Here is a 12,848-nt window from a genome sequence, read left to right as displayed (position 1 = left end):
GCCCATCTCAATACCGGCGACTACTTCGCCGCCACGACCTTGGAAGCGATCATCGAGCCGCCGTGCTTCAGGTAAGTGACGCTCACCTTTTCGCCGACCTTGAGCTTCTTGAGGTCGAACTTGGCGGGCAGCGTGAATGTCTCGCCGCTCTGAAGAACGATATCGTTCTTGGCCGGGTCGATCGTCTTGATCGTGCCAGTCATCGTTGCGGCGAAGGCCGGGGCCGCGAGCATCGCAGCGAGCAGCGCGGCGGGAATGGCGCGTTTGATCATAATGGTAGTTCTCCATTGCTCTTCTTGACGGGGGCTGTAACAGGCCCCGATCGCTCAGATTATCGCCCGCCGTACATTGTCGGACGTTGGCCCCGCGCTTACGGATTCGTAAGGATGTCGGAATCGGCAATGGCAGAGGGGGATGAGGGAAAATGTGCGTGGTGTTCGGTCGGCCTCCCGCGGCTCAGCCGCTGCGCGCCATGCTCGGGCCAGGGAAATCGATCTCAACAACGAGTCCCGGGCGGTTGTCCGCGAGAGTGACCTTGGCGCCATGCAGGTCCGCAATGGCTGCCACGAGGCTGAGACCCAATCCGCTGCCCGGCGTCGAACGCGATTTTTCGAGCCGGTAGAGACGATGAAACACGTTCTCGCGCTCACTTGCGGGAATGCCTGGGCCGTTGTCGGCGACAACGATCCGCGGGCCTTCTTGACCGCCTTCCAAGGCGACACGGATCATTGTGCCCGTCGGACAATGGCGAATGGCATTCTCGATGAGATTGACGACAAGCTGGATGAGCAGTTCGCTATCCCCGCTGGCGAGCGGGCCGTCGTAGCCTGACACATCGACAGCAAGCACATCGCCGGCATCCTCCACGACCGGTCGATAGATGTCGGCGACCTCCGTCACCAAGCTTCCGAGGTCGACCGCATGGAAGCGCTCGCGCCGCGCCCCCGCCTCTATCTGGGCGATACGCAGGAGTGCCTCGAAGGTTTCGACGATGACATCAAGCTCCTCGAGTGAGGCGCCGATCTCGCGGCGGAACGCAGAGGCGTCAGTGGCCGTTCTCAAAGCAATGTCGAGTTTCTGCCGTAGCCTGCCGATGGGCCGCTTGAGATCGTGTGCGATGTCAGTCGAGGACTGGTCGACGCGCTCGATGAGGCGCTGCAGGTGATCAAGCGTGCCGTTGATCTGCTCGGCGACACGATCGAGGTCGTCCCCCGAGTAGCGCCGCGCGACCCTTTGCCCGAGCCGGCCATTGGCAACCGCGGTGAGCGCACCGGAGATCGCATCGATCTGCATTTGCGCGCGTCTTGCGATCAACACGCCCGATGCCGTGGCCAGGATGACCAGTGCTGCGAGTTCCCAGAGCAGTCCGCCAAGCAGCGTCGACTGAACCACCCGCAGTTCCTTGTCACTGTCGCCGACAAGAAGGGTGCCCTGTGAGAGGGGCGTCCAGAGCGCGTAATAGGAGTCCTCCGGGTTGCTTCGGCCGCTGACGCGTTCCAATTCGGTTTCCTTGAGGATCCGCCAGTCGCGGAAGGCCGGGATTCCGCTGACATTGCCTGCCACGGGAGTCCCCGCCCCGTCGACGAGCAGCAATATGGTGCCCATTGCGCGCCGCGATGCTGCCTCCCGCTTGACGACCTCGGTAACCTCCGCAAAGCCGTCATTGCTGTCGATCGCCGAGAGTGCATCGCGATTTTCGATCACCCTCAACTTGATCCGCTCCTCGAGCCCTGCGCTCAACTGCCAATAGATGATGGACACCCCCGCGAGCACCGTCGATCCGATCAGCAGAGCGAAGATCACCGACAGACGGGCTGCGGTGCGGCTGAACAGTTCAGATGTGGTCGTCAATGCTGTAGCCTGCACTCCGGACGGTGTGGATCAATTCCTTCTGAAACGGCTTGTCGATCTTGGCCCGCAGACGCGAAATGTGGGTCTCGACAACGCTGGTCTTGGGATCGAAATGGAAGTCCCAGACGCGCTCCAGCAGCATCGTTCGGGTGAGCACCTTGCCTTTGTTGCGCATCAGCACCTCGAGCAGCCGGAACTCTCGCGGCTGAAGTTCGACCACTTCGCCGGCGCGACGAACGACGCGACGGATAAGGTCCATCTCGAGGTCCGATATCCTCAAAACCGTTTCCTCCTCCTTGAGCGGTGAGCGGCGGCCGAGCGCATTCACGCGCGCCAAAAGCTCCGCAAAGGAAAACGGCTTGGAAACATAGTCGTCGCCGCCCGCCTCGAACCCCTTGACGCGGTCGTCTACGCCCCCGAGCGACGTGAGGTAGAGCACAGGGGTCGGCCTGCCGGCGGCCCGAAGCGCCTTCACGAGCGCAAGGCCATCGAGCCCAGGCAGCATGCGGTCGACGATCAGGACGTCATAGTCTTCCGTCGTCGCATGGATCAGGCCGTTCCGGCCGTCTCCCACGACATCGACGCAATGGCCTTCTTCGGTGAGACCGTTCCTGATGTAAGACGCTGTCTCGGCATCGTCCTCGATGACAAGCACTTTCATGTCTGCACCATTCAAGTGACAGCCGTCGTGTGTATCGGTCCATGTCGACCGCGCTGTCGGGCATCGAGCCACGCAATGAAATTCCGGCACATCCGAGGCTAACAGATGCCGCCTTTCGAGGACACGGACAATCGATTACATTTTGGTAAAGTTCGGGCCTTGGCCAAAGCCGCGAGCCGTCGCATGGTCGCGCCTTGGATCACGATGTTTTAAGGTCGGTCGACCTAAAATCATCGTGATCGGTTGCAAGAAGCCAGCGCGGGATGCGGGCGGAAAACCGCGTACACTTTCCCTCATCCCCGCTAGATATGGGCAATGCGCCGCCAGAAATCCGACATCATTGCCGGATCGCGCAAGGCTTCCAGCTTTGCGCAGCAGGGGAAAGATGCTGCGAAGGTCTGCGGGCTCATGCGGAAATCGCTGCATGGATTTACGGCGCCCCCGGCGTCCACCACGATGCGGTCAAGCTCGTCCAGGAGCTTGGATGTTGCTTCACCGCGATTGGCAAAATCCAATGTCAGGGCGAAGCCGGGTCGTGCGAAGGAAAGAAGGCCGCGCGAGACGATGTCTCCAAAGCGTCTCAGCACCGTCAGGAACGAAGCATGCCCAGCGCGCCGCGCTGCTTCCAATAGCCGTGCCGTGATCTCGGGCGCATTCTCCGAAGGATAGACACTCTGATGCTGGCACGGCCCCCCTGGGCCATAGAGCCGATTCCAGGAGCCGATCGCGTCCAGCGGATAGAAGTAGGAGCTCCATGTAACGGTCGACACGGTCTCGGCGGGCCTTTCCCGACGAAAACGGTATTCGTTCACGGCCCTCATCGTCATCGTGTCCAGGGGATTAAATGGAAGCGCGAACGGCACCGAAAGCGGCAATCTCTTGGGAACGTCTGGCAACTCGCAGGATCCATCTGCGTGGTCGCCGGCAAGAAATACGCCCCTTCCCATCCGACGCCCGGTCGCGAGCTGGTCGATCCAGGCAATGGAGTATTCATGCTCTTCATCGACGCGCTCGACGCGTGCGAAATATTCGTCGAGATTGCCGAAGCGGATCACATGCCGCTGGATATGCGGCGACGGCACTTTCATGAGCTGAAGGTCGACGTCAAGGATCAGGCCCGTCAGCCCCATGCCCCCGATGGTCGCGGCAAAGAAGTCGGCGTTTTCCTCGGCTGAGCAAACCAGCCGCTCGCCGGTCGAACGCAAGAGGGTAAGGCGCTGGACATGATTGCCGAAGGCGCCGCGTGCGTGATGGTTCCTGCCGTGGACATCATTGGCGACGGCACCGCCGACTGTCGCGAAAGCAGTACCCGGTGTGACCGGCAGAAAGAAGCGGTGCGGGATCGCTCGCAGAAGAATGTCATGGAGGGTGACGCCGCCCTCGCACGAGATCCGGCCCGTTCCCGGATCAAAGGACAGGATGCGGTTGTGTCTCGAACCGTCAATGAGAGTGCCGCGATCGTTGCTGCGGCAGTCGCCGAAACTCAGGCCACTGCCCAAAGGCAGGTATGCCATCGGTTCGATCGTGCCGATCCGATCCTCGAAATCATCCGGCGACACGGTCCGTTGCGGCCGACGCCCGATCCAGTTGGAACCGCCCAACTCAACCATCTTCATGCTGATCCATTCTATCGGCTGGCGATCCAGTTCAGCGCATCGCGCCAGTCGGTCATGCGAACCGGTGTGCCGTGCGACCCCGTCTCGAACAACACGAACCGCGTCGGATAATCCTTGGCCTTGAGCGAGCGATAGAGACCCACCTGATCCTCGGCACGATAGACGCTGTCGAGGCTGCCATGGCTGAAGAACATCGGCAATCTCGCCTTATAGGCGGCGCTTTTTGCAAAGTTCGGATCGACGGCACCGCCCATGATCATCATGCCTCCGAGCGCCGCAACCGCTGACTGTTCGCGTGCGACGCCCCAGCAGATGAAGCTCCCCATCGAGGCGCAGGAAAGCACGACCGGCCGGCCGCCGGAGCGCTCGGCGGCGAACCGGATGAGGGCCGTGATGTCGGCGACACCTTCCGCATCGAAGGACCGAACGCTGGGCGCATAATAGGTGCCGCCATTGGCGGCGGCGAGATTCTTGAGGCGATTGAAGTTGCCGCCGAAGGAAAAATCGTTGGCACCAAGACGCCGGTCGCCGCCGCGGCCGTGGATGAAAATCACCGTGAATGCCGCACCGCGATCGGGGCCAACGCGCATGACATCGAGCCGCCGTCCGCCAAGGTCGAGTGTCTCGTTGACCTGCGCGCTCTTGACGCCGAGGGAGACATAGGCATGCTTGACGCGCCGTTCCGGGATCTGGTCGCGCTCGTTGATATCACGCAGTTCCTTGTAGTCGATGACGCGGAAATCGCCACCATCGGCCTCTTCAAGCACGTTGCCATAGGCGAACAGTTCGTCCTTGTATGGCTTCAGCGCCGCTGCCTCGGCAGCGAAGCCGACAACGAGAAAGCTTGGAAAAAGAAGCGCGGCCATCAAGCGCCCGACGGAAAAAACAGTTGTGGACATAATCAGCCGACGGCCTCCCTCGTTCGGTAGATGCCTTGCCATCGCCATTTCCGCAAAGCAACACTGAAACAGATTGCCCACGCTCTTACGGTATTCTGCCTGCTCAAGATACCGGAATTCGCCTTTTGTTCGCGCCTGGCGCAAGACTTTGGCAAAATTCGGGTGATTCGCGCGACACAGAGATGGCGGCAGCGTCCAGCACTTGCTATGGGCCTTCGCGACGCCAGACGATAGGAACGATCTGAACGACCCCATGGACGACAGCAGCGACCTCTTTTCCGCAATGCCCCCGAAGCCGAAGCCGGCGGAAGCCAACGCGCCTGCGCGCAAGCCGGCGCCACCGACCGGCGGCGAAGCACCGCGCCCTGCACCGAGAAGCAGCGACGGCAGCGACTACGACGCCTCGGCGATCGAGGTGCTCGAGGGCCTCGAGCCTGTGCGGCGCCGTCCCGGCATGTATATCGGCGGTACCGACGAGAAGGCGCTGCATCATCTCTTCGCCGAAGTCATCGACAACTCGATGGACGAGGCGGTCGCGGGACACGCGAATTTCATCGAGGTCAGCCTTGATGCCGAAGGTTTCCTGACGGTTACCGACAATGGCCGCGGCATCCCGGTCGAGAACCATCCGAAGTTCCCGAACAAATCGACGCTCGAAGTGGTAATGACGGTGCTGCACGCCGGCGGCAAGTTCGACGGCAAGGCCTACGAAACCTCCGGCGGTCTGCATGGCGTCGGTGTCTCGGTCGTTAACGCGCTGTCAGACTCTCTCGAGGTCGAGGTCGCGCGCAACCGCAAGCTCTACCGTCAGCGCTTTTCGCGCGGGATCCCACAAGGGGGCCTCGAGGATCTTGGCGACGTTCACAACCGTCGCGGCACGAAAGTGCGCTTCCATCCGGATCCGCAGATCTTCGGACCGCACGCACATTTCGAGCCTGCGCGGCTTTTCCGCATGGCCCGCTCCAAGGCCTATCTCTTCGGCGGCGTCGAAATCCGTTGGTCCTGTGATCCATCGCTGTTGCCGGAAGGTTCGGAGATCCCGGACAGGGCGGTCTTCCATTTCCCGGGCGGGCTGAAGGACTATCTCGCCGCGACGCTCGGCAAGGAATTCACCGTCACGCGCGAAATCTTTGCCGGCAAGTCGGAAAAATCCGGCGGCCACGGTTCGCTTGAGTGGGCTGTCACTTGGTATGGCGGCGATCAGCAGGTGCATTCCTACTGCAACACGATTCCGACCCCGGAAGGCGGAACGCACGAGGCGGGCTTCCGCATTGCGCTCACCAAGGGGCTCAAGAACTATGCGGAGTTGACCCAGAACAAGCGGGCGGCGATCATCACCACGGACGACGTGATGATCTCGGCGGCCGGCATGCTCTCCGTGTTCATCCGGGAGCCGGAATTCGTCGGCCAGACCAAGGACAAGCTGGCGACCGTCGAGGCGCAGCGCATCGTCGAAAACGCCCTGCGCGATCCCTTCGACCATTACCTCGCCGACAATCCGGCGGAGGCTGCGAAGCTTCTCGACTGGGTGGTCGAGCGCGCCGAGGAGCGTGTTCGCCGGCGCAAGGAAAAGGAAGTCAACCGCAAGACGGCGGTGCGCAAGCTGCGGCTGCCGGGCAAGCTCGCCGACTGCTCGCAGAACACGGCGGAAGGTGCGGAACTCTTCATCGTCGAGGGCGACTCGGCAGGCGGGTCGGCAAAGCAGGCGCGCAACCGCGCGAACCAGGCCATCCTGCCGCTCCGCGGCAAGATCCTGAACGTCGCCAGCGCCGGGCGCGAAAAGCTCAGCGCCAACCAGCAGATCGCCGATCTCATCCAGGCGCTCGGCTGCGGCACGAGATCGAAATATCGGGATGAGGACCTGCGCTATGAGCGCGTCATCATCATGACCGACGCCGACGTCGACGGCGCGCACATCGCGTCGCTGCTCATCACCTTCTTCTATCAGGAGATGCCGGAGCTCATCCGAGGCGGCCACCTCTACCTCGCGGTCCCGCCGCTCTATCGTCTAAGCCAGGGCTCGAAGACGTTCTATGCGCGCGACGACGCGCATCGCGAAGAGCTGATGCGTACCGAGTTCAACGGCCGCGGCAAGGTTGAAATCGGGCGATTCAAAGGTCTCGGTGAGATGCTGCCTGCGCAGCTCAAGGAAACGACCATGGATCCGGCTAACCGGACGCTGCTCAAGGTCGAGATCGACGACGTGGATTTCGAGGGCACGCGCGAGGCTGTCGACAATCTGATGGGAACCAAAGCCGACGCCCGCTTCCGCTTCATACAGGAACGTGCCGTTTTCGCCGACAATCTGGACATCTGAGCAGAGCATCGCCGACTGCATGCGCGTCCGATCCGGACGCGCCGTCGTGCTCAGGCGGTCTGCCGGACCGGCTTTTCCATGAACAGGCTCAAGGGATCGGGCAGATAACTCCCGAACGGCGGACGTTCCACGTAGCCGAGCGCCTTGTAGAGGCCGATCGCCTCCGGCTGGTAGATGCCGGTCTCCAGCCGGATTGCGACCAGCCCGAGCGTCTCGGCCTTGGCTTCAAGGGCGGCAAGTAGAAGTTTGCCGATCTTGAGGCCCCTCGCTTCGGGATCGACAAACATCCGCTTGATTTCAGCCGTGCCGTCCCCTGCTTCCACGAGCGCGCAGCAGCCGACGATTTCATCGTCGCGCCGCGCGACGAAAAAGGAAACGGTCGGCTTTTCCAGCGTGGAGAGATCGACAAGGTGATTGCTTTCGGCAGGGTAAAGCGATGCCGCGTAGGTATCGGACAATTCGAGCAGGCGCACGACGGCCGGCTGGCGGGGGCTTTCCTCGGCAACGATTACAGCGGTCAATTTCAATTCCTTGAAAGAAGTCTTGTGTAGCGACATGCGTGGCAATGGATAGCGCGGTGTTCCGGACTGTCCAATACGACAAATGACGCAAGATTGCGGTCGGGGATCTCAAAACCGGTAACAAGCGGCAACAATTTTTTCCGCTGGCGCAATAACTTTGCCCCACTCCGGAAAGAATCAGTCAGTCATAACAACGACCAGATCGTGCAGCCGCAGCCCGCTCAAAGACCGGAGAGACCATGAAAGCCGCGCTCATCGTCATGACCATCCTCGGCTGCGACGACAATGTCAGCCAGTGCCACTATATCTCGACCGTCAAGGGCAACTGGCAGTCGATCGCCCATTGCTATACGGAATCCGAGCAGGAACTGCCCAAGTTTTCCAACAACAACTATCCGGTCGTCGTTGCCGTGTGCGAGACTTCGGGACCGGACATGATGGCATCCGCCGTCCCTCAACCGGACAGCGCCGCCCCACAGCAGACGTCTCCGTTGCCACCACAAACACCAGCGCAACCGCAGGCGATTGAAGCGAAGCCGGGCATGCCGAAGCGCGCCTTAGCACTGCTCACTGGTGCCGTTCCGGATCGGGAGAGGCTAAAGGCGATCGTCAGCGCGCCCGTCCACTACATCGAGGATGGTTATTCCTGGGTTGCACGCCGTTTCGGCGACTGATCCTTTCAGCCTCAATCCCGACCGAAGTGCTCAAGCGGCATGTCGGGCGGCCAGCAGCGCGTAGTTGCGAGCCCTTTGCCGCTGTTCAGCGAAGGCAAGGCGTTCCACGAGCTCGGCCATCGCGCACAAGGCTGCCGAAGGTCTCGACTGCCGGCGAATGAAGGAAAGCAGAGCGGCGGCGACGGATTGCGGTGTGCCGTCCGCGGCTTCGCCCAGGTCCCTTCGCCAGAGAAGCACGGCCTCCGCGAAAGCCTCGCTCACGTCCCTCCCGAGCCCAGCACTTTCGAACAGGGCGCGGATCGGGTGCACGCGGCCGCCTGAAAGGATCGCGCGGACGCGCTTCTCCGCGACACCGGAAAGATCGACGATTGCGGCGGAGAAGAATTCCGTTCTGCCGCTGCAAAGTGCGTGCAGGAGGAAAGCGGGCGTCAAGCGACCTGCCTCGCGCAGATGGGCGGCGAGTTCAGGCAACTCCTTTTGCGAGGCTGCCTCGATGATGACGAGTGCCGCCATGTCGCAGGCCTCTCGGGCAACGCGCTGCACCCGCCCCTCCCCGATCGCGGCTTGCACGAGTCCGCAAAGCGTGAGCGCGGCGCCGACCTTTTCGACAAGCGCATGGCGGGCCTCGCTCGGCAGGTCGGCGCGTGCCAGCAACCGATCGCGGACAGCCGCTGCATCGCCAAGACGGCTGGCTATCCTCTTCAGCGACCAGCGCGTCAGCATTGCGCCTTCGTTCTCAAGCAGGATCAACGCCTCTTCCTCGCCGCCGATTTCCGCGATAGCCGCAGCGACGGAGCGGGACACGGTGCTGCGCGCCGCGATCAAGGCGCGCGTCTCGGCCGTTCCCCGCGCGGCCAGATCAACGAGGTCTTCATCGGTCAATACCGGTGAGCGGGAAATGGCGAGATAGGCAATCTCGGGCTGGTCTTCCGCGAGCGCCACGATTATGGCACGCGGAACCGTGAAGCAGTCGGCAAGCGCCTCGACCAGGGCGTGTCGCACTCTCGGCGAAGGATCATCGAGCAGGAAGGTCATCGCCATTTCGGCGGCGCGCCGGTCGATCCCGTTCGTCCCGGCCTCGATGTAGGCGCGCCCCAGTGCGCTTGCGGCGCGGGCGCGATCGCTCGTTCTCGCCGTTTCCGCCCAGCGAAGAAATGCTTGTATGATCACCTACGCCCCACTAGACACCGAACAGCCCCAATGTTCGAAGCCTACCGGTCAAAGGTTTAAGATTGGTTCACCATGTCTGTTAACCGCCAGCAAGCCATTAAGCCGCTGCTCTATCTGCCGGCATCCGCACCGCTCCCGGAGGCGGATATCCTCGGTGCAATTCAAGCCATCGTCTTCGACGCAACCGGTGGAGGCGACATGCGGGATATGGCTTCGGAGGCGGCCCCCGCCCGTACGGCCTCGTGGCTCCGCTTCGTCCGCATCGGACCGGTCGAGAACATCACCGAGGCGGACCTCGATGGAGTCCTTGCGTCGAGGATCGACGGCATCGTCCTTGCTGGATGTCGCGGGCCCGCCGATGTCCAGAAGCTGGATGTGCAGTTGAAGGTTGCCGAAGCGATCGCCGGCATCGCGGAGGGGAGCCTAGAAATTCTGGCGGAGTATGCAACGCCGGAAAGCGTGTTGTCTCCCAACTCGCTGAAAGGCGTTTCGCCACGCCTCAAGGGGGTCATCTTCAGCGCGGCATTGCTCGCCGAATCCGCCGGCTGCGCCCTGCCCTCCGAGGAAATGGACGCGGCACCGGTGATTGTCGCCGGCCGCGCCGCGGTTGTGCTCAGGGCACGCGAGGCCGGCATTGCCGCCTATGACGTGTTGCCGGGGGACGCCAACGACGAGGCCGTCGTCAGACGATATTGCGCGACGAGTGCGAGGAACGGCTTTTCGGCCGTGGCCGCACAGTCGTCGCGGCAGGTCGCCCTGCTCGATCCCGCCTCGCTGTCGTCTCGGAACTCTGCTGGCGTCGACCGATAGAGCTAGCGCAGCGCGGACAGCGATATGGTTTCAGCGCCGGGGCCGGATCATTTCGAAGACATCGCCGCCATCGCAGTAGTCCATATAGCCGAGCCGGGCGAGCGGCCGGACAATCGCCGGGTCAAACCGGCCGTCGCGAATGGCTTCTTCACGGATATGAATGCCCACGACCTCTCCGAAGACGACGTAGTTTTCGGAAGCCACACCATCGAGACCCTTGGGCCGGAATGTTTCCGTCATCCTGCATTCGAGCGCCGCGAAAGCCTCGCCGACGAAGGGCGCCTTGACGAGCGTGCCCTCGACCGGCGTCAAACCTGCGATTCCGAACTCGCTTTCGCCGTGCGGTGCGGAAACCGAAGTCAGATTGACGGCGGCACTCAGGTTGCGGCTGGCAAAGCTAGCGGTGAATTCGCCGGTTTCCTCGATGTTGCGTACGGAATCCTTGTAAGTGCTCGAGGAAAACATCACGAGCTTCGGACGGTCGCTGATCGCGTTGAAGAAAGAATAGGGCGCGAGGTTCTGCGAGCCGTCCACGGCCTGAGTGCCGATCCAGCCGATCGGCCGCGGCGAGACGATGGCCTTGAAGGGATCGTGGGGAAGGCCATGCCGGTTCGCGGCCGTGTCGTAGAACATCAGCGTTCCTCTCCGACCCAGGTGACGATATCGGCGAGTTCCGGCCGCGGCCGTTCGGTCGGCGGCACCATGGCCGTGCCGATATGAATGAACCCGGCGACCCTTTCGCCCGGCTCGACACCCAGGAGAGGATAGGCCCTCTCGTCGAAGGCAAACCACTCGGTGAGCCAGTTGGAGGCGTAACCGAGTGCATTGGCGGCCATCAGCAGGTTGAGGCAGACAGCGCCCGCCGACATCACCTGTTCCCATTCCGGGATCTTGAAGTGCGGTGCGGCCTTGCTGACCACAGCGACGACGACCGGAGCACGCGTGAGCCGCGTCTCTTCCACCTTGATCAGGTCCTCGGGCAGATCCGGCCTAGTGGTGAGCGCCATCTTCTTCAGTTCGGCGCTGATACGCGCCCTCTCCTCACCGCGGTAGACGATGAAGCGCCAGGGCGCGAGCTTGCCGTGGTCCGGCACTCGCGAAGCGAGCTTCAGCATCTCCTCGACCTCCGCCTTGCTCGGCCCGGGAGGGCCCATCTGGAAGGCGGGGATGGACCTGCGCGAAGCCAGGTAATCGACAAGTTTTATTTCGGTTTTCATATTGCCTGATTTCCACTAATTTGCCGCCGGACCGACAGCCACGAAAATGCCATACCGGCGTCTCAAGTGGAGTCACCCAGTCAGGAAGTCAACTGTTCTCATGCGCGTCCGTCATCGTAATTTTCCGAGTGCCGTCCTGGCGATCATGCTCGTCAGTGCCTGTGCTGGACATGCGCTCGCAGAAGACCCTACCGACGCCTTCAAGAGCTTCCCGTCGATTACCGGCACACGCAAAATGCCGAAGCTCACAAGTTTCAACCCGCTGATTTCCGACCCGACCCAGGGAGGTGAAGTCAAGGACGTGAAGCTCGAGGCGTTGCTGACCGCGAAAGGGCAGCCGGTCGAGTCAGGCCTGACATGGCGTGTCTTCAGCCCGATTCCCGACAGCGACGGAAAGCTGCCGTTGCTCGCCACCTCCGAAGGCGGCTCGACGGCCTTCAACCTCGTACCCGGCGAATATTTCGTCAATGTCGCATTCGGCAGAGCCGGCGCCACCCGCAAGATCCGCGTTCCCGAGCAAGGCACGCTCGACAAGCAGGTGCTGGTGCTCGACGCCGGCGGCGTGACGCTCAATGCCGTTTCCGGCAGCGATGTCCGCATCCCGCCGAACGAACTCAGTTTTTCGATCTTTTCCTCCGACGTGAAGGAAGACGGAGAGCGGGCTTTGATCATCGCCGACGTCAAGCCCAACACCGTCATCCGGCTCAATGCCGGGACCTATCACGTCGTCTCCGATTACGGCTCGGTCAATGCCGTGATCCGCGCCGACATTCAGGTAGAAAGCGGCAAATTGACCGAAGCGACGATCCAGCATCGCGCAGCGAAGCTGACATTGAAGCTCGTATCGGAGGCGGGCGGCGAAGCGATCGCCGATACGGCCTGGTCGATCCTCACCTCGTCGGGCGACGTCGTCAGCGAAAGCGTCGGCGCGTTTCCGACGCTCGTTCTCGCCGAAGGCGGCTATACCGCCGTGGCGCGCAACAAGGACAAGATCTATCAGCGCGATTTCACCGTGAAGGCCGGCGTCAACACCGATGTTGAAGTGCTTCTGAACGGGAACGACGCGGCCAACACCCCTGCGGACGCGGAAGCGCAAGACTGACGCGAACGGT

The 12,848-nt window shown here is 62.1% G+C and carries 13 protein-coding genes; 4 read left to right on the top strand and 9 right to left on the bottom strand.

The genetic code is table 11. From position 1 onward, the window contains the following. Positions 1-20: 20 nt before the first annotated feature. From QA637_RS05385 to QA637_RS05365, 5 genes are all read right to left on the bottom strand, one after another. Entirely contained in the window at positions 21-272 is a 252-nt protein-coding gene (locus QA637_RS05385) for a DUF1344 domain-containing protein (RefSeq protein WP_283064189.1), read from the bottom strand. 184 nt (positions 273-456) lie between these two features. Next, positions 457-1,851, bottom strand: coding sequence for a sensor histidine kinase (locus QA637_RS05380; protein WP_283064188.1), 1,395 nt, complete (start codon positions 1,849-1,851; stop codon positions 457-459). Continuing rightward, entirely contained in the window at positions 1,835-2,512 is a 678-nt protein-coding gene (locus QA637_RS05375) for a winged helix-turn-helix domain-containing protein (RefSeq protein ID WP_283064186.1), read from the bottom strand. The genes QA637_RS05380 and QA637_RS05375 overlap by 17 nt, the downstream gene beginning before the upstream one ends. Positions 2,513-2,814: 302 nt before the next feature. Further along, positions 2,815-4,128 (bottom strand): FAD-binding oxidoreductase, encoded by a 1,314-nt coding sequence (locus QA637_RS05370; RefSeq protein WP_153442306.1) that lies wholly within the window; start codon positions 4,126-4,128, stop codon positions 2,815-2,817. Between the two features lie 11 nt (positions 4,129-4,139). Then, positions 4,140-5,069 carry an alpha/beta hydrolase gene (locus tag QA637_RS05365; protein ID WP_283064184.1) on the bottom strand — a complete coding sequence of 310 codons (930 nt, stop codon included), beginning with the start codon at positions 5,067-5,069 and terminating at the stop codon, positions 4,140-4,142. A gap of 211 nt (positions 5,070-5,280) precedes the next feature. On the opposite strand from QA637_RS05365, the gene parE reads away from it, so the two are divergent. Continuing rightward, positions 5,281-7,344: a DNA topoisomerase IV subunit B gene (gene parE, locus QA637_RS05360; protein WP_283064182.1), complete on the top strand. Its 2,064-nt coding sequence runs from the start codon at positions 5,281-5,283 to the stop codon at positions 7,342-7,344. A 50-nt stretch (positions 7,345-7,394) separates the two neighbouring features. Here the strand turns inward: parE and QA637_RS05355 are convergent, their stop codons facing one another. Continuing rightward, positions 7,395-7,865, bottom strand: coding sequence for a GNAT family N-acetyltransferase (locus tag QA637_RS05355; protein WP_283064181.1), 471 nt, complete (start codon positions 7,863-7,865; stop codon positions 7,395-7,397). A gap of 239 nt (positions 7,866-8,104) precedes the next feature. On the opposite strand from QA637_RS05355, the gene QA637_RS05350 reads away from it, so the two are divergent. Next, positions 8,105-8,539: a hypothetical protein gene (locus QA637_RS05350; protein WP_283064179.1), complete on the top strand. Its 435-nt coding sequence runs from the start codon at positions 8,105-8,107 to the stop codon at positions 8,537-8,539. 30 nt (positions 8,540-8,569) lie between these two features. On the opposite strand, the gene QA637_RS05345 is transcribed toward QA637_RS05350, so the two are convergent. After that, positions 8,570-9,709 carry a DUF2336 domain-containing protein gene (locus QA637_RS05345; protein ID WP_283064177.1) on the bottom strand — a complete coding sequence of 380 codons (1,140 nt, stop codon included), beginning with the start codon at positions 9,707-9,709 and terminating at the stop codon, positions 8,570-8,572. Positions 9,710-9,781: 72 nt separating this feature from the next. Here QA637_RS05345 and QA637_RS05340 point away from each other — a divergent pair, with 72 nt between their 5' ends. Further along, entirely contained in the window at positions 9,782-10,519 is a 738-nt protein-coding gene (locus tag QA637_RS05340; RefSeq protein WP_283064176.1) for an aldolase/citrate lyase family protein, read from the top strand. A 30-nt stretch (positions 10,520-10,549) separates the two neighbouring features. Here QA637_RS05340 and QA637_RS05335 read toward each other — a convergent pair whose 3' ends face one another. Both QA637_RS05335 and QA637_RS05330 read right to left on the bottom strand, forming a co-directional pair. Next, positions 10,550-11,152 carry a flavin reductase family protein gene (locus QA637_RS05335; RefSeq protein WP_283064175.1) on the bottom strand — a complete coding sequence of 201 codons (603 nt, stop codon included), beginning with the start codon at positions 11,150-11,152 and terminating at the stop codon, positions 10,550-10,552. Next, a complete protein-coding gene (locus tag QA637_RS05330; RefSeq protein WP_153442300.1) occupies positions 11,152-11,736 on the bottom strand; it encodes a nitroreductase family protein in 585 nt (194 codons plus the stop codon). The genes QA637_RS05335 and QA637_RS05330 overlap by 1 nt, the downstream gene beginning before the upstream one ends. A 100-nt stretch (positions 11,737-11,836) precedes the next feature. Between QA637_RS05330 and QA637_RS05325 the strand changes: the two genes are divergently transcribed. Beyond that, positions 11,837-12,838 carry a hypothetical protein gene (locus QA637_RS05325; protein WP_283064173.1) on the top strand — a complete coding sequence of 334 codons (1,002 nt, stop codon included), beginning with the start codon at positions 11,837-11,839 and terminating at the stop codon, positions 12,836-12,838. Positions 12,839-12,848 lie beyond the last annotated feature (10 nt).

Origin of the sequence: Sinorhizobium terangae (assembly GCF_029714365.1) — a bacterium.
Lineage (GTDB): Bacteria > Pseudomonadota > Alphaproteobacteria > Rhizobiales > Rhizobiaceae > Sinorhizobium > Sinorhizobium terangae.
The sequence above is the reverse complement of the archived record's forward strand: the minus strand, read 5'-3'. Positions and strand labels throughout refer to the sequence as shown.